This is a genomic window from Coriobacteriia bacterium, assembly GCA_034370385.1.
In the GTDB taxonomy this organism is placed as follows: Bacteria; Actinomycetota; Coriobacteriia; order Anaerosomatales; family PHET01; genus JAXMKZ01.
Window position 1 is genome coordinate 21,941 of the sequence record JAXMKZ010000011.1, and the last position, 21,534, is coordinate 43,474.

Sequence of the window (21,534 nt, forward strand, 5' to 3'; positions counted from 1 at the left end):
CCATCGGCACACCGTGCGAACTCCGTGCCGTCGTGCGCAACCGGTCACTGCGCGGCCACCCGCCGTGCGTCCCGCCGGACCACGGGCGAGGTACCGAAGAGCAGGTCGTTCTCGAAACTCACGCGCTCCATGAGTACCAGTTCCGCGGCAACACGCTCAACATCAGCGCGCTCTCCGGGCGCCGTCATATCCAGTCCATGCGTATCGACGCTCGCAAGCCGCCCCTTCTTACGCGCATGGGCGTAGGTCTTCCAAGCCGCTGCCCGAATGCGGGGTTTTGTCGAAGGTCGGCGCAGCGCGTCGAGGATGTCAGCGCGAATCGCCGCCAGCTCCTCGGCGGCCGGATGCTTGGGTAGCGCGGCCAACCTCCGCCCAACGGTATCGGCGAAGGGGCGGTCGGTCTCTTGCACGATGAACTTGAGGACATGCCACGCGTCGTAGAGATCACGGGGGCTGTCCGTGGCGCGACGGCTGAGCCACAGCCACGCATGTAGACGGCGACGCCAGTCCCACCAAGACAACGAGTTCGAGAGTCCCGAGTCGGGGATGAGGAACCACCCCTTCTCAAGCAGGAGCGCGCCGAACACGCCCGAACCGCCGCTGGTCTCAGTCCTGCGCTTTCCCACCCGGGCTTTGTACAGTCCGCACGTGGGCGAGGCCTCTTTGGCGATGAACGCTTCGACGCCCGCACGCTCGAGGCAGGCGATCGCCGCGCGGCTCCCCTCGATGACCTCCTCGGTACGGTCGTGCCCTCGCCGATCCTTCACCCGGGCAGTGCCAGCGAGGACTTCCTGGCCGGTTCCCGTGAGATGAATCGGTGTCCGGGGAACGCCAAGGCCCGCGAGGCACTCGGGGCAAACAGGCGACCAGACGAAGTCCGCCTTCTCGCGCCCGAGCAGCTTGAGCGCATCGAATGCGTGCCCGTTGTAGCGGACCGGGCAGTTGTAGATGCAGGCACTGATGCCTAGTGCGACCTTACTCGTGATGATCTCAGGCACGGTGCGTCCCGTCATCGTCGGAGGTTTTAGGACAGTTGATACCCTTCAGCTGGACGACGAGTCCGGCGTCTTGGGGAACAAGGAGACGACGAGAGAGCTCCTTTCCGAGCAGAACGGATGTGCGCGTGCGCATCGTGTGGTTCCGCCGCGACCTACGTCTGGCCGACAATGAATCGCTCACTGCTGCGCTGCAGGATGACGCCGTGGTGGTGCCCGTCTACGTGCACGGAGAGCGCTCCCCGGGCGGCTTAGCGGCTCGTGCGTGGCTGGCACACTCCCTCGACTCGCTCGATCGTTCACTGCGATCGCGGGGGTCGGCACTGGTGATTCGCAGCGGCCATCCTGACCGCGAGCTTGCCGAGCTGGTCGCCTCGTGTGGGGCGCGGGCGGTGCACTGCACGCGGGACTGGACGCCGGAGGGGCTGATAGAAGAGCGTCATGTGGCAGAGGCGCTCGCCGCCCAAGGAGTCGCGCTGCGCGTGAGCGAGGGTCAGATGCTCGCTGCGCCCGGCACCGTTCTCACGGCTGGCGGGGCCCCTTTTCGCGTGTTCACCCCGTTTTGCCGTGCGTGGCTCGGGACATGGCGTGCGGTGGCACCGTTGCCGGCGCCTGCGGTCCTGCCCGCACCTGCGGTGATGCCGCGCTCCACGCCGCCGACATCAGGAGTGCCGACGGTCCCATCGCCTGACGTATGCGCCTGGTGGACGCCCGGCGAAGACGGGGCGCAGGCGCGGATGGCGGCGTTCGCGGACGACGCGTTGGCGGCGTACGGGACCTCACGAGACCTGCCCGCCATCCGTGGGACGAGCGAGCTGTCACCCCATCTGGCGTTCGGCGAGATCTCGCCGCGCCAGATCGCCTTCGCGGTCGCGGCTCACGGGGAGGATGCCGAGCCATTCGTCCGTCAACTGGCGTGGCGAGAGTTCGCCTCACACGTCCTGCACGCCAATCCGGACTCAGTACGGCTGCCGTTGCGCCCGGAGTTCGAACGGTTCCCGTGGCGCGATGACCCGGAGGGTCTGGCCGCGTGGGCCGAGGGACGGACCGGCTTCCCGCTGGTTGATGCGGGCATGCGGCAGCTGGCGGCAACCGGTTGGATTCACAACCGCGTGCGTCTGGTGTGCAGCTCGTTCCTCGTCAAGGATCTCCTCGTGCCGTGGCAGACGGGCGAGGCGTACTTTCGGGACCACCTCGTGGATTTCGATCCCGCATCAAACGTCTTCAACTGGCAGTGGGTGGCGGGATCGGGCGCGGATGCGGCGCCCTACTTCCGCATCTTCAACCCCTCGCTGCAGGCGTCGAGGTTCGACGCGAACGGGGCCTACGTCGGGCGCTGGGTGCCCGAAGCGGGAACGAACGCGTACCCGCCGCCTATCGTCGACCACGCGGCGGCGCGAGCTCGCGCCCTCGCCGCGCTGTCAGCGACGAAGAGCGGCTGAGTGCAAGGCCCTACGGAATGCGCGCGAGCACGTACGTCGTCGTGACCGTGCCATCCGCATTCTCGGTCAGGGTCACGATTCCTTCGTGAGTGTCGTTGGAGACGGTGAGAACCGCGGTCCTCGAACCCTCGTCTCCCTCCTCGTCTGACAGCACGCTCCACCCGGCGTCCTCAAAGCCCTTGGCTACCCCCGGCAGAACGTCCGCGTACGCATCCGAGGTGGACAACGTGAGGCTATACGCCTCCTTGGTCGCCTGCGATTCGACAACGTCAGAGCCCGGCCACAGCGGGGTACCGTCGGGCATCCACGTGGCGAGGTCGCCGTTGACGACAGCCCCGGGTGCGGCGACGGTCGCCTCGACCGTGACGATGTTGGGCTCCGGGGTGAACGCCGCCTCGAGCTGGGCACAGCCTGAGGACACGAGTGCCAGTGCGGCCACAGCGACGAGGGCCACGCGGCGTGAGACATGCGATGTCATCCAAGCTGCCTTTCAGTGATGCTGATGCCCTCACGTCGTGCAAAGAGCGTCATGGACGTGTTTCTGGCGGAGCCGTGTGCGAATCGAACACACCCGAGAGGCTCTTCACCCCCCACGACGGTTTTGAAGACCGCGGACCCCACCAGGGACCATCCGGCTCCGTCGAAGGATTGTCGAGCCGAGAGGCGCGGCTGTCAAACGGCTGGTGCGAGAGGGCACCGGCGGGATTGTGCGATGGTCGCACCCGTGCCACCAGCCCGACTACGCCCGGCGCAGAGTCCTGAGATCGCCTTCGCGCTTCGTGATGCCTTGCGAATCAAGGTACTCGAGCAGCGGGATCGCGTACTTGCGGCTGAGTCCGAGCGCCTCACGCAGGTCGCTTGTCGTGGCCCCCTCTGAGCGCGACGCGAAATAGGCCTCAAGCGTCGCGCGCACCGCGGCGATCGCCGCAGGCGAGAAGTGGAAGTCGCTCGAGACCCGAACGAGTCGGCCTTCACTCACCAGCCGCGCAAGCGCCTTTCGCGCAACCCCCGGGTCCACGCCGGTGGAGTCGAGCATCTCGGCGAGCGTGGGCGGTGCCGCGCCCGCGGCCTCGATGAGCGGCAGGAGCAGCGACATCGCGTCGGCCTCTTGGGCCAGCGCCGACACAGCGGCGCGAGGATGCCGCACCTGCCCCCGATCGACGGTGGCCACCCCGCGCGCTGCGGCGACCTCAAGGATGGCATCGAAGACCCGTGCGGTCAGGCGACGGTCCACGCGATCTCGGAGCGCCGCCGTCGCGACGCCCGTGGCCAACGGATCCGCCTCGTGGAAGGCGAGCAACTCCCTCTCGGTCGCGCCGACGGCTCCGTCGAGGGCCGACGCGGTCACGAAGTAGGTGTCGGATCCAACCTTCAGCCGCTCGAGCGATGCCTTGTTGAGCTCGTCAGCGACCTTGGCGCGCGGGACACCCAGAGCCGCTGCGACCTCGGCGCTCGTCATCGGCATGGCGCGCGACGTAAGCAGCCCGGTGCTGGCCGACGAGAGGTCGTGAGCGAGCAGCGCCTCGAGCAGCTCGCGCTCGTGGGGCTTGAGCGTCGTGCGGCGCGGAGGCAGCGCATCGAGTACCACCCCGCCGCCAATGGTGTAGACCGGCGAGTAGCTGCGGACGATGAAGCGGTCATCGTAGCGCGGGGCCAACGGCTCTTCGAGCCTCAGCTGGGCGAGTCCGCTCTCGCCTGCGCGCAGTTCTGTGTGGTCGACGAGCAGCACGCGACCGAGGACCTCACGAGTGCCGTGATGCACGTGGACGCGCGTGCCGGACTCGAAGGGCTTGTCATCGCCCGGGAAGCCCAGGTAGGTGAAGCGTGCATCGAGTCGATCGGTGACGGTGAGTGTCCCAGGAGCTGCGATGATATCGCCGCGGGAGATCTCGCTTCGCTCGATTCCGGCGACGTTCATGGCGACGCGCTGCCCTGCGACCGCTCGCTCGACACCAGCGCCGTGCACCTGTACGCCGCGCACGCGGGCCTCGCCGCGGCTCGGATAGACCTCGACCGGATCGTCCTTGGCGGCCGAGCCCGACCACATGGTGCCCGTGACCACAGTACCCGCACCGGCAATCGTGAACACGCGATCCACCGGCAGCCGCAGCGGAAGCTCGGCATGGCGGCTCGGGGCCTCCTGCGCGATCTCATCGAGGGTGGCGAGCAACGTCGGCAGACCCTCGCCGCTGCGGGCCGAGACCGGCACGACCGGAGAGCCCGCGAGCGCCGTGTTCGCGAGAAGGGTCCGGACGTCCTCGGCAACCATCTGGGCCCAGTCGGAATCCACGAGATCGGCCTTGGTCAGGGCGACGACCCCGCGGTCGACCCCCAGCAGGTCGAGAATCGCCAAATGCTCGCGGGTCTGAGGCATCACGCCGTCATCAGCAGCGATACACAGCATCACGACATCGACGCCGGTCGCTCCGGCCACCATCTGGCGGACGAACTTCTCGTGTCCGGGCACATCGACGACGCCCATCATCCGACCGCTCGGCAGTTCAAGGCGCGCGAAGCCAAGCTCGATGGTGATGCCCCGGTCCTTCTCTTCTTTCAACCGGTCAGGGTCTGTGCCCGTCAACGCCTGGACCAGCGACGACTTTCCATGGTCGATGTGCCCCGCCGTGCCGAGCACCAGTGATGGCGCGGTCACGAGGAGACGGCCCCGGCGATTCGGACGAACGCATCGATGACCTCTGCCTCTTCGGCCGAGGTGAACGTGCGTGGATCGAGGAGCAGCCGGTCGTCCGCTATGCGGGCGATCACGTGAGGCTCCACAGTGCGCAGCGCACGCTCCAGTTCGCTCAGGCTCATCTTAGCCGGCACGATCGACACACATATCGTCGGGATGTCAGCCATCGGAAGCGCCCCTCCCCCGGCACGGCTCACGTCCTCCACCGTGCCCGCCACATAGGCGTCGCCGCACCGCTCGGCGATCTCCCCCGCGATGCGAACCGCCCTCGTCCCGACTTCTTCCTTCGAAGTTCGAAGCATCCTCAGCGTGGGAACGAGCCCGGCCGCCCGGTCGGGGTCGAGGTAGAGGCGCAACGTCGTCTCGAGCGCTGCGAGTGTCATCTTGTCAAGCCGCATCGCCCGAGCGAGCGGGTGCTTCTTGAGCAGAGCGATCACCTCGGCCTTGCCGGCGATGATCCCGGCCTGCGGGCCGCCCAGCAGTTTGTCGCCGGAGCAGGTGACCACATCGACGCCCGCCGCGACGCTCTCAGCCACCGTGGGCTCGTGCGGAAGCCCCCACTGCCTGAGGTCCACCAGCACGCCTGAGCCCTGATCCTCCATCACGTGCACGCCATGCTTCGCGCCCAGAGTCACCAGATCGGAAAGCTCCACCTCTTCAGTGAAACCGACCACGCGGTAGTTGCTCGTGTGAACCTTGAGCAGCAGGCCCGTCCGCGATGTCAGAGCCGTCTCGTAGTCTCTGAGGTGGGTCTTGTTCGTCGTGCCCACCTCAACCATCGTCGCTCCGGACTCAGCCATCACATCCGGGACACGGAAGGAGCCGCCTATCTCAACGAGCTGACCGCGAGACACGATCGCCTCCTTGCCGCGCGCGAGCGCAGCCACAGCCATCATGACGGCCGCAGCATTGTTGTTGACCGCCATAGCGGCCTGTGCGCCCGTAAGACGGCAGATCAGCGACTCCACATGCACATGTCGGCTGCCGCGGGCCCCGCTGTCGACGTCATACTCGAGCGTCGAGTACCCGCGCGCTACGTCCGCAACCGCCTGCACCGCTTCCTCGGCCAGGGGTGAGCGCCCGAGGTTGGTGTGCACGACGATGCCGGTAGCGTTGATGACCCGGTGCAGACTGCTGCGCGACTGCTGCGCGGCACGCTCCATCAACCGCGCTGCGATCGCGTCGGGCGCTATGTCGACGCTCTGACCAGCGATGATATCCGCACGCGCCTCGTCAAGCACCGCACGCGCGGCCTCGACCACGAGCGAGCGCGCAACGGTGGCACCGAGCGCTTCGACGTCGGGGCGCGAAAGCAGGGCATCGACCTTGGGTAGCTGCCGGAGCAGCGCATTGGTATCCATGTGAGCGATTCTACCCGAGCGGACGCGCTCAGGAGATGGTCAGCACCTCGGCATCGCTGAGGAGCGATGCGACCGAGTCCACCATGTTCCCCACGTCGCCGACCTCGACGCGGTCCTTGAGTCCGAGGTAGTCGAGGCAGGTCCCGCAGACCCGGACCGCAACACCGGCATCGACCAAGAGTCTCAGATGATCGACAGCGGCAGAGTCCTCGCAGGCGAGCCGCACCGCCCCGTGCATCAACATGACCGACTGAGGCTTCTCGGCGTTCCGGGCTACCGCGTACAGGAAATTCCGCATCAGAAGACGTCCCAGTTCCTCATCACCTGAACCGATGCCGTCGCTCAGAACGAGAATGTGCTTTGCCATAGGGCGCTCCTATAAGTATTGCTTAGACTTCGGCACTGGCGCAGATTATATCAGGGGAATACAGCGTATGCTTCCCTTGGACCGCCCCCACGCGATCGGAGTACCTACACCTCATGAACTCCTGGTACGAGAGTCTGGCGAAGCCGTCGTGGACGCCACAGCCTGCGGTGATAGGCACCATATGGACCCTGCTCTATCCGATCATCTTTGTCGTCTACGGCTACGTGATCGTGAGGGTGTTTCGCGGGACCATGCCCCGCGCGGTTCTGCTTCCGATCTCCCTGAACCTGGCAGCCAACTTCGCCTTCACACCGATTCAGTTCGGGCTCCGGAACCTGCCGCTCGCATCGCTCGATATCGTGCTCGTACTCGTGACGATCGTGTGGTCGATGGTCCTGATATGGCCTCACTCGCGCGTGGCTGCGCTGGCGCTGGTGCCGTATCTCGCGTGGGTAGGGACCGCTACCGTGCTGCAGCTCAGCATCACCTTCGCGAACCGGTAGTCAGAAGCGTCACGACCGGTCACCGTACGGTGATGACCCCGCGCCCCTCGCCCGTGAAGCGTCCGATACGCGCGCCGGCGACCCCCCGTGACGCAATCGCCGCCATCAACTGATCCGCGAGTTCGGGGTCGACGGCCATCATGAGGCCCCCACTCGTCTGGGGATCGCACAGCAGCTGCATCCACAGATCGCGATCCTCGCCGCTGTGCCAGCGGGTGAACCCATCGGCCCACGCCACGACCTCTGCGGTGCGTCCGGGAACCACGCCGGCCCTGGCCCACTCCAGCGCACCGGCGAAGAGCGGCACGGCATCGAGTTCCAGCTCGACGGAGCAGGTGGAGGCGTCAGCCATCTCATGAAGGTGGCCGACGAGCCCGAAACCGGTCACGTCCGTCGCGGCATGCACGCCGACTTCGACCATCGCCTCGCAGGCTGCGCGATTGAGTTCGGCCATTGATTCGATGACAGCGCGCGCATCATCCTCGGTCGCTAGACCCTGCTTGAGCGCGGTCCCCCACAGCCCGGTCCCTATCGGCTTGGTCACAACGATATCGTCACCGGGGAGCGCGCCTCTGTTGCGCACGACGCGATCCGGGTGCACGACACCGAACACCGAGAGCCCGAACTTGGGCTCCCTGTCGTCGATCGTATGACCGCCCACCGTCACGGCGCCGGCCTCGAGCACCTTCTCGCCACCGCCGCGCACGACCTCGCCCACGATGTCGGGGCCCAGCGAGCACGGGAAAGCGAGCAGGTTCAGGGCGGTCAGGGGCCGTCCGCCCATCGCGTAGATGTCGGACAGGGCGTTCGCCGCGGCGATGCGCCCGAAGTCGTACGGGTCGTCGACTATGGGCGTGAAGAAGTCGACGGTGAGCAGGGCGGCCATATCGTCGCTCAGCCGGTAGACCGCAGCGTCATCGCTCGTCTCAAAGCCGAGCAGCAAGGACTCAGAAGTGCCCGGCGCGATCTTGTCCAGCACCGCTTGGAGGTCCTCAGGACCCCATTTCGCTGCTCAACCCGCCTTGCTCGACAACTGAGTGAGGCGAATGCGCTCCCCCTCGGTCACTGGCTGACCCTGCGAAAGGCCCGAGCGGGGAGATCCTCGTCGGCCGGGAACTCGGGCATGGGCCTGCACAACAGGTAGCCCTGACCGTAGGTCACGCCGAGCTCGCGCAACTTGTCGAGTTCGGCCTCGGTCTCGATACCCTCGGCTATCAGGCGCGAGCCGACGCTTCGAGCAAACATCACCAACGACTCGATGAGAGAAGCGCGCACCTGATCGGTGTCGCATCCACGCACCAGTGACAGGTCGATCTTGAGCCACTCGGGCCGCACCTCGGCAAGACACTGAAGCGAACCATAGCCCGCTCCCGCATCGTCGACGGCGACGCCGAAACCCAGCGCTCGCACGAAGTCGAGTGTCGCCCTGAACAGGCAGAAATCGGCGATTGCCGCGCGCTCGGTCAGCTCAAGCACGATCGACTGCGGTGCAACCTTGGCCTGCGCCAGCATGTCTGACGTGACGGTGTCACGAAGCTGCGGATCACCCACGGCCTCCGGTTCGATGTTTATGAACAGCAGCCGGCCCTGCGGCATGGCGCCGGCCATCTCCAGCGCCTTCTTGCGACACACACGCTCAAGTCGCATCACCAGATCCGCGTCGTAGGCGACGGTGAACAACTTGTCCGGCCGCTCGAACTCCGAGCCCTCGGGCCCGCGCGACAGAGCCTCATAGCCGATGACATCCATCGAATCGAGCTCGAATATCGGGTGGACCAGGGTCCGAATTCGCCCGTGCACAAGAATCTCACGCAACCGCGCGATGCGGTCGACCGTATCGGCGATCTCGCGCGAATGGCTGTCTTCGAGGGCCAGCTCCAGCGCCTCGTAGATCATCCGTTCAAGTCGAGCGTTCTCGTCATGACAGACGGTGGACGACCCGACGTAGCAACCGAACTTGGCGAAGAGTGCCGGCTCGATACGCTCGGCGAGCTTCTCGCCGATCCGGACCTCGACGCGCCGCGTGAGTTCGATGCGCGAGCCGGGGTCTATGCAGGCCATCGTCCGTGGAGGCGACAACACGATGACGAACGAGTTGCCGGAGTTCATGAGCTCGGCGATCACGTCGGCGTCCCGAAGCGTCTCTCCCGCTATCTCGTCGAGCACGTCGGCCACCTGGCGCATGACATCATCAAACGCCTTCCAACCGTAGATCTCTTCGATGCGCGAGTAGCGCACCACGCTGATGGCCATCAGCGAGACCTCGCCACGCTCCTCAAGCAGGCTGGAGATGCGGGGGAACAGCAGCGGCGTAGTGGGCAACCCCGTCACCGGGTCGAACAGCAGGCGGCGAAGATCAGGCTGCTTCTCGACGAGCTCCCCCAAGTCCAGCCACGACTCAAGCAGGAACCGCGAACCGCTTGGACTGAACTGATCCATAACCCATTGCCCCTCTCGTCGTTCTCACGCGAAGGATACACCGCTTAGGGCGAGGAATCCTGTGACAGATGACCTACGCGTACGTGATCCTCAGAGCCGTTGCTGCGTTGCCGTCGAGGGGAACCGCAAAGGCGGTACCCCCGACCGCAACAGGCGCTCCGCCACGGACATCTGCGATGGACGCCACTCGCCGCTCGGTCACAAGCCCGGCACTCACTTCCGCCGGGGAGTGATTGAGCAAGATGAGCACGTCGTCGGTCTCGCCCTGAAGTAAGGCCACCTCGACGTCGGGAGCCGCGCACTCAACAGGTGCGCCGCAGCCGGCAGCTCGGGCCACCGCTCCGTACACCTCACGCGCCATGCGCAGCACCGGTTCCGGAGTCGCCCACGCGTCGCCTTGGGCGATGGCCCGCTCGAGCGGGACGGCCATGTAGACCGCCCTTCCCTGCCCGACCTGGTTCACCGTCAGCAGGGGACTGCCCTTGGCATCGGTGGCCACGACCGTCGCGGTGCCTCCCGAGAGTAGCGCGTGATTGGGCACTTCGAACTGCGCGTCGAAGCTCTCCAGTGCGCCGAGGAGGTCGGCCTGCGCCACGCGGCACGACAGTCTCGGGCGAGGGCCGGCGTCGCCGAGAAACTCGACGCCGAACAGATCGCGGATGGCTGTGTGTGCGTCACCGCCACCGTAGCTCATCAGCACCGTACCGCCGCCCTGGACGAAGGAGCTCACGCGCTCCCACGCCTGATCCGACAGCTCGAACGCGCTCGGCACGACGATCACCGAGTACGCCTCGAACTCATCGTCCTCCCGGATGACGGCGACCGGCACGTGCGCCTGCTTGGCAAGCACGAACGCATGCAGACACGCGCGGGGGTCGTACAGTCCGGCGAGCGAGGGCAGCGGTTCGTAGCGCTCAGCAGGCACCACGATCGCCGTGCGCTCCGCAATCAGCGCGTGGGTCTTGAGATCGATGCGTGCAACCGTCCGGACGAACTTGGCGATCTCGGTGAACACGGGTTTGGGAACACCCTCCGAGTCGGCGATGCCGACGAGCGTCTCGAACGGATCGACGAAGTACGGCTCCCTGCGCTCGGTGTCCATGTCGCGGTACCGCCGCACCATCGCCCCACCGGCCCGATTCATCAGCCCGGACCATAGGGCGGTGCGCACGTAGGCGGCCTCCTCCGTGGCCGAATGCTCGAGCGTGAGGGTGCCGATCTCATCGAGAAGCACCGGGCGGCCACGGTGTGCCGCACGGAGAAGAAAGGCGTCGAGATAGGTTGACGGCCCGCTTGTCAGGGGCCCTTCAGCGGCGTACGCACGATACGCTGCGGTGAGATGCGAGACGGCGAACTCACAGGGTTCCAGCGCTGCCCGTGCATCGACTCCGGAGGAGCGCAGCAGTGTCTCAGCGTCAGCACCCAGGCCGATCGGGCGCTTGGCATCGACCTCCCTGATCGCTTCCCTGAGTGAGCCGACCCACGCCTCGAGCTCCTCAGCGGATTCGAAGCCGGATAGAAACGCCTCGTTGCCCAGCTGCCATGCGAACACGCCGGGCTCGCCTTGCAGATGACTGGCCACCTTCTGAGCCAGCGCGACTTCGCGCTGGAGCAGGTACGCATCGGTGCGCGGGTCCCGACGCTTGCCCCAACTCACGTCGGAGAGCTCCGCATGACGGTCGTCGGCGAACAGGCACACGACCGACTGCATCTTCTTGGCCCGCGCGGTGGAGACGAGGTCGGCCAGCCGACCGAGCGCCTCGAGCGAGTACTGCCCCACCTGAGGCTCGAGAACCCGCCAGCTCACGAACACGCGGACGAGTGCACAGCGTGCCTCTGCAAGCGAATCGATATCCTCGGTCTGGTCGCGTTCGTACCAGTCGTCAGGCCCCTGCGTCTCCGCATCAAGGGGGTACAACGACACCCCGACCGGGAAGAGCGGGTTGCGCTGGAGCGCCTTGGCCGGTGCGCCCGCGGCGGCGGCCTGCGCAGTGGCGCGCCTCGGGATGGATGCAGGCGAAACCTCTTCGCGCTCGATGCGCTGACGCGGCTGGCGCGGTCCGCCTTTGCGAGTCGGCATGGCTACTCCCTCCCCTCGGCGTAGGTGTCGTACAGTTGCCAGAAGAGTCCCTGACGGCGGGTGTCGTAGTAGGCGGCACGGCGGATCTCGTGGTGCGCGAGCGCGTGCTCGCCCTCGGTGAGCAGTGAAGCGGCTAGTCCGAACCGAGCCCTCACGAAGGTCGGGTCCAGTTCGACAGCGCGCAGATACGCCTGCTTCGCCTGGCCGTAGCGCTGGAGCCCTAAGAGAGACTCGGCGAGCAAGACATGGGGCATCGGCTGGTTCGGCACCGCCTTGGCCAGTGCGCCGAAGACCCGTGCGGCGTTTCGGTTGAGTCCCGGACGCTTGGCGAAAGCGGCCCCGAGCACGTAGACCGCGGTCGGTGTCTTCGTCGAGACCGCCAAGGCACGGAGCGCCACCGCCATCGCCTCGTTCACCGCCTCCTGCTTCAGATACAGGTAACCCGCAAGTGCGAGGGCCTCGGGGTCGTCGGCGTTCTCATCCAAGATCAGCCGGATCAGGTCCACCGAGCTGAAGAAGTCCTCCTCGAAGGCCAGTGCGAACGCTGCCGCGAGCCGACTGTCCCGATCGGGCGGTACGTCGATCGGGTCCGGTGCGGCCGCGCCGTCGTCGTACACGCCGGCCAGCGCGAAGAAGAAGTCATCCTGGCTCGGGTCGAGCTCGCCGGCCTTGCGAAATCCCGGCAGAGCGGTCGCCATGCCTTCCTTCTTGAGCGCTGCCACGGCGAGGTTGTACATCGCCCGCGCCTCGTGCACGTCGAGTTCGAGCGCCTGCTTCCACGCCTCGATGGCCTCCGCTTCGAACGCCGCAGCGGCGAAGGCCTCCCCGAGCTGCACGTGGGCGGTCACGAGCTCCGGAGCCACCTCGGCCAGTTCGTGCCACACGAGGATCGACTGGTCCCACATGCCACCGCGCCGGTCATAGGCCAGCCCCAGCGACAGGTACGCAGGAGCACACTCCGGATCGAGCTCGATGGCCTTGGTCGCCGCCGCGATCGCTTCGTCATGGAAGTCCCCGGCTAAGAAGAGGTCCGAGAGAAGTGCGTGAACCAGCGGGTCGGCATCGTCAAGCCGCAGTGCCTCGTAACACGCCTCGACCGCCGGAGCGACGTGCCCCTGGCGTGCAAGACCCTCGGCAAGAAGCACCTGGCGTCCCCGGGGACTCATCGGCCGCCTCCGGTCGCCGGCACACTCGTGACTTTGGCTACGAGCTTCAGCGCGCTCTCGGCACCGCGGACCACGCCATTGGCGCCCACGTGCTTGGCAAGCGAGACGTCTGCCGCGAACGGCCCTCCGGACACGAACAGAACCAGATCGTCGCGTCCGCCGGCCGTGAACATCTCGCGCACCCGAGAGATGCTGAGCGCGGTGCCATTCATCTGAGCGAACACGATGACGATTCGTGCGCCGGTCTCCTCAGCACGCTCGAGAAACTCAGCCGGTCGGACGTCCTCTCCCAGGTCGATGACCCGGTGACCCGCCTCTTTGAGAGCGGCGCCGGTGACGTCCTTATCTATCGCGTGAAGATCGCGGTGCATCGTGCCCAGCAAGATGGTGATGCCGGTGTCCTGTGCCGTGGTCGGCGGCGTGACGAAGCTCGTGATCTGTTCGGCGATCACCGCGGCCTGCGTGAAGCCGTACTCGTCGATCGCACCACTGGCCCACGCACCGCCCAAGAGCGACATGGCGGGCGCGAAGAGGTGATCGAACAGCTGGGCCTGGGCCACGCCCGACTGCTTCACCTTCTCGATGACCGAAATCGCGGCCGCCGGGTCTTGGTTCACGAAGGCCTGGTACAGGCGTGCTGCAGCATCATCTGCCATCTGATCCAGACCCCCTCCCGTTCGCGGGCCCGTGTGCAGGGCCGTCTTGTCTGTCGAGTCGCCGTGCCCGGACGCGCCTGCTCTGTACTCGGTCTGCCGCCTCTACGTTCGTGGTGGCGGCGGTGGGATTCGAACCCACAAACCCCTAGAGGTCAGCGGATTTTAAGTCCGCCTCCTGTGCCAGTTCGGATACGCCGCCTCACGGACTCGATTCCTGCAGGTCGCGATAGGTGTCCAACAGTATCCCATACAGAATGTCTTGCTCGCTCACGATGAACCGGTCCAATCCGGACAACGCGAGCACCGTCTCAAGGATGAGCGTACCCGCCACGATCACGCCTGCGCGCTCAGGATGGAGCCCCGGAATGAGTCGTCGCTCTTCAATGGGCACGTCCACGAACAGCTCCAGCAGGTCGGCGGCGTCAGAGCCGGTGATCTCGAACCCGTGCACGAGCGCGGAGTCGTACTGCTTCAGACCGAGGCGCACCGCGGCCAACGTCGTCGCCGTGCCCGCCAGCGCGATCATCGAGCGTGGCCGCTCGTCCAGCCGGTCGAAGTAACCGCGCATCTCGTGCGTCGCCCACGCCCGTGCGGCATCGAGATCCGCCCCGTCCGGCGGGTCGGCGCGGAAAAACCTCTCGGTCATGCGGCGCGAACCCACGTCGACCGATCGAGCGGCGACGATTCTGGGCCCGCTATCACTTGAGGACCCGAGCACCAGCTCGGTCGAGCCGCCGCCGCAGTCGACCACGAGCAGCCCGTCACCGCGCCGGCCCGTCACGGCGCCGGCGAACGAGAGGTCGGCTTCACGTTGCCCGGAGATGACACTGATGTCGATCCCGTGCTCCGCAAGCATGCGAGTAAAGTGCGCCGCATTGGTCGCATCTCGGCTGGCGCTCGTCGCAACCGCTCGGTACGCCTCGACCCCGAGGGCCTGGAGACGCTGTGCGTAGCGCCCGATCACCGCAGCGACACGCGCCATAGCCTCAGGTGACAAAGACCCGGTCGTCAACAGGCCCTCGCCCAGATGGGTGATGTCGGTGCTGCGCTCGATCTGTGCGATGTGACAACCTGTCACTTCGGCGACAAGAAGTCGCGTCGTCACCGTACCGATATCGATGGCGGCCAGACGGCGCGTGGCGCTCATGCTGAGTCCCGGCCAGCGTCAGCCAGCAGCTTCGCGCAACGGTTGTCGGCGCACGTTGCGCCCGCCGCGACCACCACAGCCTCGCCCACGGGGTCTGCAAGACCCGCGAGATAGAGCGCGGCGTGAGCGTGTAGGCACTTCACGTGGCCGAACACTCGCTGACCGGCGATGCCGTCTTGCCCACAGCAGTCGCCGTGCGCGGACTCACGGGAGCGCGCCGCTCTGAGCTCGTCCTCGACGAGCGCCAGGCGCGCAGCGAGAGCCGCATCAGACGACAGCCGGGCGTTCCAGCCGGCGATATCCCCCGCCGACTCGGCCGCCCGGGCGTGCTCCACGAGGTGGGGGCACGTGAGCCATGCCCACGTGGGGAAGCGCGTGCCGTCGCCCAGCATCGACGGAGAGAGAATGACGCTTGGGTACCCGTGGTCACAGCGGTTGCCGACGCGCCACGGATCGCGAGGTTCGCGTCCTGTCTGAAGGGCGACAGTCACCTCGTCACCCGGCCTGCTCACAGCGCCCTCACCTCAAGCCGAAGACAAGATCGAGCAGATCGGTCCAAGGGCCGACCGGCTGCTTTGCGATGTTGCCCGAGTCCACATCAGGGACACCGGGTTCAGCCGGCACCAAGGGGACTCCGGAGGCATCCCGCACGACCACGACGCGCTCTCCACGTTTCACAAGGCCGAGCTGAGTGCGCGCGTAATCCTCCACCCCCTCGGGGGTCTGCAAGCGCGCGACCTGCCCGGACAGACGCTCATTGCGGGCGGTCAGCGCCTCCAGCTCCGACGACAGCCGCGCCCTCTCACGAGCCTCGCGGTACTGCACTTGGGCCACGGGATAGTACGCGAGGACGAAGGCGGTGACGATGACGATGACGGCGAGCGGGACAGCCCACCACCTGGTCGAGGACGGAGCATCGCACGTGGCAGCCTTGGCCGAGTGCTTCTTCAATGAGGTCTTGGGTGCGCGCGAATGCGCCGACGCCCGCGCGCGTTCGCCCGATCCGGACGCGCGCCGCGATGTCGCTGATGCCCCGTGCTGCGTGTTTCTCGGTGCCATAGGCCTGAGAAGTCCTGTGTGAAGGCCAGCGTGCGAACGGTCCCGGTCTGGACCGCTCACACCGAATGGTAGCACCACACGGGTAGCCTGTCGCCTCTACGTCTACCTGAGGTTAAGGGATGCGAACAGGCGTTCGACCTGCACGGCGAACGCGTGGTCTCCCGGCCTTGGAGCCACTACACGGTTCGTACGTGGATGAAGTCAGTCCCACCGGGGAACCTCGTCGCGAGCCCTGCGGTCAGCGCCACCCGCTGGCCCGCTTCAACCAGCCCGGCGTCGCACACCGCAACCGTCACCTGGTCGAGGAGCGGGTCCGTCTTCTCCTCGAACGGAACGATCACGGTCCTCACGCCCCAGACCAACCCAAGGCGGCGCGCCGCTTCGACCGAGGGGACCGCGGCGATGATCGGCGTCACCGGACGGTACCGGGACACGGCAAGCGTCGTGGCGCCCGACTGCGTGATGGTGACGATCGCCGCCAAGCGCAGCTCGCTCGCCAGATCGCTCACCGCCGAGCTGACCGCTGCCTGTACGTCGTCGCGCACGCGCGTCGAGCGCGGCGGGCGCGGTGGCGAGGCCGCCTCTTCCGCCGCCACCACGATGCGCGCCATCGTCTCCACCGCCTCGATGGGATACTCCCCCACGGCGGTCTCACCGGAGAGCATCACCGCATCCGCGCGCCCGAAGATCGCGTTGGCGACGTCGCTGGCCTCCGCACGTGTCGGCCGAGGCCTCTCCCGCATCGAGTCGAGCATCTCGGTCGCTATGATGACCGGCTTGCCGGCAGCACGGGCAGCGTTCACGATCCGACGCTGGAGCACGGGAACGCGCTCGGGAGACGTCTCGACTCCAAGGTCCCCCCTCGCCACCATCACGGCATCCGCCACCTCAACGATCGAATCGATCCGCTCCGTCGCCTCGTGCTTCTCGATCTTGGCGACGATCGGAATCTGCCGGGTCGTCATGAGCGCACGCAGTGCGAGCACATCCTCGGCCGCGCGAACGAACGACTGTCCCACCCAGTCGATCTCGTTGGCGAGCGCCCACGCCAGCAGCGTCGTGTCGTAGCGGGTGAGCGCATCGACGGACAGTGTCACCTTCGGAACGTTCACGCCCTTGTGACTGAGCAGCGGACCGCCGACGACGACTTCGGTGCGCACATCCCCCGGTCCGGTACTTCTGACGACGAGCTCGAGGCGCCCGTCATCCATGAGTATGCGATCCCCCTCGACCACGTCATCAGCAAGCCCGCGGTGACTGACCGAGGCGTGTGCCGCATCCCCGACGCACTCCTCGGTGACCAGACGAAACGGCTTGCCGGGTTCGAGCTCAACACCAGCGGCCACCGCGCCCAGACGCACTTTGGGACCGGGGAGGTCGAGCAGGACGCCGACCTCGCGCCCCTCGCCGGCGGCAGCCGCCCTGATGCCGCCCAGATGAGCCGCCAACTCCCCGGGCCCCGCGTGAGCAGCGTTGAGCCGAACCACATCGACCCCCGCCACTATGAGGCCGCGCAGACGCTCAGGCGACTCAGTGGCCGGACCGATGGTGGCAACGATCCTCGTGCGTCGCACAGCGCCTCCTTGAGGGTGGGGCCTTGCCAGAAGTCCTTACCCTCAAAGCGACGGGCTACTCGCTCGCCTTGGGCAATCGCACGAGTTGAACTCCGTCGTCGGTGCGCCGCACGGTGATCTCATCGCGGGCGATTCGGTGCGTTGCGGTGCGCAGATTGCCGTACAGCCGCTCGACGCCATCGCGCTCGGTCTTGACCTGGATCGCGCGATCTCCGCCGGCGAGGAAGTATCTGACGAGCCTCGTCGCAGCACCTCGCGGCGCCGGGTACGGCACTTCTACGACGCGAGCCTCTAGGTCCCAGGCGTCGTCGATCTCGCATTGTTCGCACCACTTCTCGACACCCGCGACAAGGATGACGGCCCGCTTCTGGTCGCCCTCCCCGCACGCGCCGTCGGTCACGATGCGAATCCGTACGTCGAAACACTGGATGGATGCGGATCGCGCCACGAAAGCCCAGTCCATGGAGCCGTCGTCATCAAGCAGCATCACGATGCTCTTGCGCACGTGCTTCGCGAGCAGATTGAGCAGCGTGAGCAGACCGACGCCGCGCCGGGGCGTGAACGTCACTACCGCGTTGTCAAACACCGCGAGCTCCGTGAGGTCCTCGACCATGCCGAGCATGGTTCCCAGTCGGGGGTCGTTGGCCACCTCCGACATGAGGATCCTGCGCAGCATGCCCGGCGACGGCTCAAGTGCGATGAGCGAATCGGCGCGGGAGAGCAGCGGTTGCGTCAGCAAGCCGGTGGCGGCACCGACTTCAAGCAGCGTCTCTGAGTACGGAACCTCCTCGAGCAACGCCTTGACGAGCTCGGGGAAGACCCGCTCGTGGCCGAAGACGAAGTCGTAGCTGTTCGCCAGTCGGTCCCTGCGTGCAAGAGCCGACTCGATGGGCACGCCGAACTGCGTGTTCTCCTCATCGATGACCGAACGCTTCACTTCTCGTCCCACCCTTGCATCATCTGGCGGCGCGAACGACCCTATCTGACGTTGTAGAAGGCATCCCGGCCCGGGTACGTGCCCGACTCGGCCAACTCCTCTTCGATCCGGATGAGCCGATTGTACTTGGCGACCCGATCAGAGCGCGCCGGAGCACCGGTCTTGATCTGTCCCGCGTTTGTGGCCACCGCCAGATCGGCGATGGTCGTGTCCTCAGTCTCGCCGGAGCGGTGCGATATCACGCAGGTGTACCCGGCCTGCTTAGCCATCTCGATACAGTCGAGCGTCTCGGTGAGCGAGCCGATCTGGTTCACCTTGATGAGAATGGAGTTGGCCACGCCCATCTCGATGCCCTTCTTGAGGCGCTCGGTGTTGGTGACGAACAGGTCATCGCCGACAAGCTGGATCTTGTTGCCGAGCCGCTCGGTCAGCAGCTTCCACCCGTCCCAGTCCTCCTCGGCCATGCCGTCCTCAAGACTGATGATGGGGTAGCGCGACACGAGGTCATCCCAGAAGTCGACCATCTCGGCGCTCGTGAGCTCGCGACCCTCACCGGCAAGCGTGTAGATGCCGCGCGCCGCGTCATAGATCTCCGTCATGGCCGGATCGAGCGCGATCATGATCTGCTCGCCGGGAACGTAACCTGCCTTCTCAACAGCTTCAACGACCACGGCAAGCGCGGCCTCGTTGCTCTCAAGGTTCGGCGCGAAGCCGCCCTCGTCACCGACGCTCGTACTCAGGCCGCGCGCCTTGAGAACCCCCTTGAGCGTGTGATAGATCTCGGCACACCAACGCAGTCCCTCGGCGAAGGTGGGAGCTCCCACGGGCATGACCATGAACTCCTGCAGGTCGACATTGTTGTCTGCATGCGCTCCGCCGTTGAGGATGTTCATCATCGGAACCGGCAAGACGTGAGCGTTGGCGCCCCCGATGTAGGAGTACAAGGTGAGCTCGGTCGACTCAGCCGCAGCGCGCGCGCATGCGAGAGATGCCCCGAGGATCGCGTTCGCACCCAGAGTGCCCTTATTCGCTGAACCGTCGAGCTCGAGCATGAGCATGTCGATTCCGCGCTGGTCGGTGGCGTCCATCCCGATGATCTCTTCGGCGATGGGCCCGTTAACGTTGTCGACCGCGTTACGCACGCCCTTGCCCAGATAGCGCGTGGCGTCTCCATCACGCAGTTCGACCGCCTCGAACGCACCCGTGGACGCTCCGGACGGAACCGCAGCACGACCGAAACTGCCGTCGTCGAGCACGATTTCGACCTCGACGGTGGGATTGCCGCGCGAATCGAGAATCTCTCGCGCGTACACGTCGACGATGTTGCTCATGTGTCCCTCTCCCTCTCTTTGGCCTGACGCCACAGGTCTTCCTGCTCATCAAGGGACAGATCGGCAAGCTCGCGCCCCTCGGCAGCCGCCGCCCCCTCCATCCCACCCCAGCGCCGACGGAACTTCTCGCACGTTCCACGCAGCGCGGTCTCAGAGTCGATTCCCTGCTTGCGCGCCAGGTTCACGACGGTGAACAGTATGTCACCTATCTCATCGGCCGCCTCGGGGCTGCCGGGAGTGGTCTCGGCGAGCTCGGCAACCTCTTCGTGTAGTTTGTCGATAACACCGTCGAGGGACTCCCATTCGAACCCCGCCGCAACGGCCTTGCGCGAGATGGTCTGGGCGAGCATGAGTGCCGGCATCGATGTGGGGACATCGTCGAGCAGACCGGCACCCTTCACAGACTTCTCGTCGCGCTTGATCTCATCCCAACGCCGGTGAACCTCGTCAGCAGTCGCAGTGGCCTGAGCTTCACCGAATACGTGGGGGTGTCTCCGGACGATCTTGTCGATGATTCCGTCGATCACGTCTGCGACGGTGAACTCACCACCGTCGGCGGCGATCTGCGACTGCAAGACAACCTGAAGAAGCACATCGCCGAGCTCCTCGCGGAGCCCGGCGATGTCATCGCTCTCGATGGTGTGAACCGCCTCGTAGGCCTCTTCCACCATGTTCTTTGCGATCGAACGGTGCGTCTGCTCGCGGTCCCACGGACACCCGTCGGGCGCCCGCAGTCTGGCGATGATCTCTACGAACTCCTCGAACCGGCTTCGGTCCGTGCGCTCCTCGCTCGACCGCTCCACGCTACTTCGCAGTGGTTTCCTGCGACGCGGGCGAAACGGTCCTGAGCTCCTCGAGCAGAATCTCGATCTTCGCCTTCTTGCGTAGAGCGTCCAGGAACTTCTGGTAGGCATCGGCGCGGTTCTGCTGGACGAGGATCTGCTCGATCTGGTCCTTCACGTCCTCAAGCTTCTGCTGGCTGGCGCTGCGCTCCTCGGTCACGCGGATGATGTGCCATCCGTAGGGCGTCTTGACGAGTGCCGACGTCTGACCCTTGTCGAGCTTCTTGAGCGCGGCCTCGAACTCAGGGACGTACGGAGTCGTCGGCCAGCCGAGGTCGCCGCCATTGGTCGCGGTCGCGGTATCGACCGAGTACTCCTTGGCAAGCGCCGAGAAGTTGCCCCCGCTCCTGACCTGAGAGAGAACCCTCTCGGCTTCCTGCTTGTCCTCCGGCTTGAAGAGGATGTGCGACGCACGCTTGGCGGCCTGCTGCTCGAACTGCGACTTGTTCTTGTCGTAATAGGACTTGATGTCGACTTCGCTGACCTTGGCGTCCTTGGACAGCGACTCGATGAGCTTCTGGGTGAGCAGCTGCTCGCGGATCTGGGTCGTGAGCGACTCCTCGGTCATCCCGGCGCTCTTGAGGGCGTCCTGGAACTGCTTGTCGTCCTGGAAACCGGACTTGAGCTGCTCGATCTGCTTGGCGATCTCGTCCTCGGAGATGGAGATCTTCTTATCCTTGGCGGCCTGCTCGATCAGCTTCTGGTTGATCAGGTTGTCAAGAAGCCGCTGCTTGAAGTCGATCAGCCGGCCCTCCCCATCAGCGCCGGTGAACATGTCCGGGTACTGGGTCTTGAGCTGCTCCACCTGCTTGTCAAGCTCAACGATGGTGATCTTCTCGCCGTTGACCTTGGCGGCGGTTTCCTTGTCCGAGCATCCGGCGCCGGTCATGAGCGCAACGGCCAAGGCAAGTATGAGTGCGATTCGAAGCGGCTTCATGCTGGT

20 protein-coding genes and 2 tRNA genes are annotated in these 21,534 nt (G+C 66.0%); 2 read left to right on the plus strand and 20 right to left on the minus strand.

Translation table 11 applies throughout. The features are described from left to right. Positions 1–44 precede the first annotated feature (44 nt). Complete coding sequence (locus U1E26_02880) at positions 45–998, minus strand: DUF523 domain-containing protein (protein ID MDZ4168589.1); 954 nt, start codon at positions 996–998, stop codon at positions 45–47. A 119-nt stretch (positions 999–1,117) separates the two neighbouring features. Here U1E26_02880 and U1E26_02885 point away from each other — a divergent pair, with 119 nt between their 5' ends. Further along, the gene (locus U1E26_02885; protein MDZ4168590.1) at positions 1,118–2,437 is read left to right on the plus strand and encodes a deoxyribodipyrimidine photo-lyase; all 1,320 of its coding nucleotides are present in this window, start codon (positions 1,118–1,120) and stop codon (positions 2,435–2,437) included. 10 nt (positions 2,438–2,447) lie between these two features. On the opposite strand, the gene U1E26_02890 is transcribed toward U1E26_02885, so the two are convergent. The 5 genes from U1E26_02890 to yedF form a co-directional block, all read right to left on the minus strand. Further along, a complete protein-coding gene (locus U1E26_02890; GenBank protein MDZ4168591.1) occupies positions 2,448–2,915 on the minus strand; it encodes a hypothetical protein in 468 nt (155 codons plus the stop codon). A gap of 64 nt (positions 2,916–2,979) precedes the next feature. Next, a tRNA-Sec gene (locus U1E26_02895) sits at positions 2,980–3,076 on the minus strand. A 100-nt stretch (positions 3,077–3,176) separates the two neighbouring features. Beyond that, complete coding sequence (gene selB / locus U1E26_02900) at positions 3,177–5,090, minus strand: selenocysteine-specific translation elongation factor (GenBank protein ID MDZ4168592.1); 1,914 nt, start codon at positions 5,088–5,090, stop codon at positions 3,177–3,179. Continuing rightward, complete coding sequence (selA, locus tag U1E26_02905) at positions 5,087–6,490, minus strand: L-seryl-tRNA(Sec) selenium transferase (protein ID MDZ4168593.1); 1,404 nt, start codon at positions 6,488–6,490, stop codon at positions 5,087–5,089. Before selA ends, selB begins: the two co-directional genes overlap by 4 nt. 28 nt (positions 6,491–6,518) lie before the next feature. Beyond that, positions 6,519–6,857, minus strand: a complete 339-nt coding sequence (gene yedF / locus U1E26_02910) for a sulfurtransferase-like selenium metabolism protein YedF (protein ID MDZ4168594.1) — start codon at positions 6,855–6,857, stop codon at positions 6,519–6,521. Between the two features lie 113 nt (positions 6,858–6,970). Between yedF and U1E26_02915 the strand changes: the two genes are divergently transcribed. Further along, positions 6,971–7,360, plus strand: coding sequence for a TspO/MBR family protein (locus U1E26_02915; protein MDZ4168595.1), 390 nt, complete (start codon positions 6,971–6,973; stop codon positions 7,358–7,360). A 19-nt stretch (positions 7,361–7,379) separates the two neighbouring features. Here the strand turns inward: U1E26_02915 and selD are convergent, their stop codons facing one another. The 14 genes from selD to U1E26_02985 form a co-directional block, all read right to left on the minus strand. After that, positions 7,380–8,408, minus strand: a complete 1,029-nt coding sequence (gene selD, locus U1E26_02920; GenBank protein MDZ4168596.1) for a selenide, water dikinase SelD — start codon at positions 8,406–8,408, stop codon at positions 7,380–7,382. Between the two features lie 14 nt (positions 8,409–8,422). Then, positions 8,423–9,799, minus strand: coding sequence for a GGDEF domain-containing phosphodiesterase (locus tag U1E26_02925; protein ID MDZ4168597.1), 1,377 nt, complete (start codon positions 9,797–9,799; stop codon positions 8,423–8,425). 73 nt (positions 9,800–9,872) lie between these two features. Beyond that, a complete protein-coding gene (locus U1E26_02930) occupies positions 9,873–11,879 on the minus strand; it encodes a beta-galactosidase trimerization domain-containing protein (protein ID MDZ4168598.1) in 2,007 nt (668 codons plus the stop codon). Positions 11,880–11,881: 2 nt separating this feature from the next. Beyond that, on the minus strand, positions 11,882–13,045 hold the full coding sequence (locus tag U1E26_02935; protein ID MDZ4168599.1) for a tetratricopeptide repeat protein: 1,164 nt from the start codon (positions 13,043–13,045) through the stop codon (positions 11,882–11,884). Then, positions 13,042–13,701, minus strand: a complete 660-nt coding sequence (locus U1E26_02940) for a cobalamin-dependent protein (protein MDZ4168600.1) — start codon at positions 13,699–13,701, stop codon at positions 13,042–13,044. Before U1E26_02940 ends, U1E26_02935 begins: the two co-directional genes overlap by 4 nt. A 111-nt stretch (positions 13,702–13,812) precedes the next feature. Next, a tRNA-Leu gene (locus U1E26_02945) sits at positions 13,813–13,900 on the minus strand. Next, on the minus strand, positions 13,901–14,848 hold the full coding sequence (locus tag U1E26_02950) for a Ppx/GppA phosphatase family protein (GenBank protein ID MDZ4168601.1): 948 nt from the start codon (positions 14,846–14,848) through the stop codon (positions 13,901–13,903). Continuing rightward, positions 14,845–15,360 (minus strand): DUF501 domain-containing protein, encoded by a 516-nt coding sequence (locus U1E26_02955; protein ID MDZ4168602.1) that lies wholly within the window; start codon positions 15,358–15,360, stop codon positions 14,845–14,847. The genes U1E26_02950 and U1E26_02955 overlap by 4 nt, the downstream gene beginning before the upstream one ends. A gap of 7 nt (positions 15,361–15,367) precedes the next feature. Further along, positions 15,368–15,907 carry a septum formation initiator family protein gene (locus tag U1E26_02960; GenBank protein MDZ4168603.1) on the minus strand — a complete coding sequence of 180 codons (540 nt, stop codon included), beginning with the start codon at positions 15,905–15,907 and terminating at the stop codon, positions 15,368–15,370. A 176-nt stretch (positions 15,908–16,083) separates the two neighbouring features. Then, the gene (gene pyk, locus U1E26_02965) at positions 16,084–17,481 is read right to left on the minus strand and encodes a pyruvate kinase (protein ID MDZ4168604.1); all 1,398 of its coding nucleotides are present in this window, start codon (positions 17,479–17,481) and stop codon (positions 16,084–16,086) included. A gap of 55 nt (positions 17,482–17,536) precedes the next feature. Then, positions 17,537–18,418, minus strand: coding sequence for a hypothetical protein (locus U1E26_02970; protein ID MDZ4168605.1), 882 nt, complete (start codon positions 18,416–18,418; stop codon positions 17,537–17,539). A 41-nt stretch (positions 18,419–18,459) separates the two neighbouring features. After that, positions 18,460–19,749 (minus strand): phosphopyruvate hydratase, encoded by a 1,290-nt coding sequence (eno, locus tag U1E26_02975; protein MDZ4168606.1) that lies wholly within the window; start codon positions 19,747–19,749, stop codon positions 18,460–18,462. After that, entirely contained in the window at positions 19,746–20,552 is an 807-nt protein-coding gene (mazG, locus tag U1E26_02980; protein MDZ4168607.1) for a nucleoside triphosphate pyrophosphohydrolase, read from the minus strand. Before mazG ends, eno begins: the two co-directional genes overlap by 4 nt. A 1-nt stretch (position 20,553) precedes the next feature. Further along, on the minus strand, positions 20,554–21,528 hold the full coding sequence (locus U1E26_02985) for a SurA N-terminal domain-containing protein (GenBank protein ID MDZ4168608.1): 975 nt from the start codon (positions 21,526–21,528) through the stop codon (positions 20,554–20,556). Positions 21,529–21,534: the final 6 nt, after the last annotated feature.

Coding starts and splice junctions, on each gene's coding strand:
- U1E26_02890 (MDZ4168591.1), bottom strand. CDS start 2,915: ATGACATCGCATGTCTCACGCCGCGTGGCCCTCGTCGCTGTGGCCGCA.
- selA (MDZ4168593.1), bottom strand. CDS start 6,490: ATGGATACCAATGCGCTGCTCCGGCAGCTACCCAAGGTCGATGCCCTG.
- yedF (MDZ4168594.1), bottom strand. CDS start 6,857: ATGGCAAAGCACATTCTCGTTCTGAGCGACGGCATCGGTTCAGGTGAT.
- U1E26_02915 (MDZ4168595.1), top strand. CDS start 6,971: ATGAACTCCTGGTACGAGAGTCTGGCGAAGCCGTCGTGGACGCCACAG.
- U1E26_02925 (MDZ4168597.1), bottom strand. CDS start 9,799: ATGGATCAGTTCAGTCCAAGCGGTTCGCGGTTCCTGCTTGAGTCGTGG.
- U1E26_02930 (MDZ4168598.1), bottom strand. CDS start 11,879: ATGCCGACTCGCAAAGGCGGACCGCGCCAGCCGCGTCAGCGCATCGAG.
- U1E26_02935 (MDZ4168599.1), bottom strand. CDS start 13,045: ATGAGTCCCCGGGGACGCCAGGTGCTTCTTGCCGAGGGTCTTGCACGC.
- U1E26_02940 (MDZ4168600.1), bottom strand. CDS start 13,701: ATGGCAGATGATGCTGCAGCACGCCTGTACCAGGCCTTCGTGAACCAA.
- U1E26_02950 (MDZ4168601.1), bottom strand. CDS start 14,848: ATGAGCGCCACGCGCCGTCTGGCCGCCATCGATATCGGTACGGTGACG.
- U1E26_02960 (MDZ4168603.1), bottom strand. CDS start 15,907: ATGGCACCGAGAAACACGCAGCACGGGGCATCAGCGACATCGCGGCGC.
- eno (MDZ4168606.1), bottom strand. CDS start 19,749: ATGAGCAACATCGTCGACGTGTACGCGCGAGAGATTCTCGATTCGCGC.
- U1E26_02985 (MDZ4168608.1), bottom strand. CDS start 21,528: ATGAAGCCGCTTCGAATCGCACTCATACTTGCCTTGGCCGTTGCGCTC.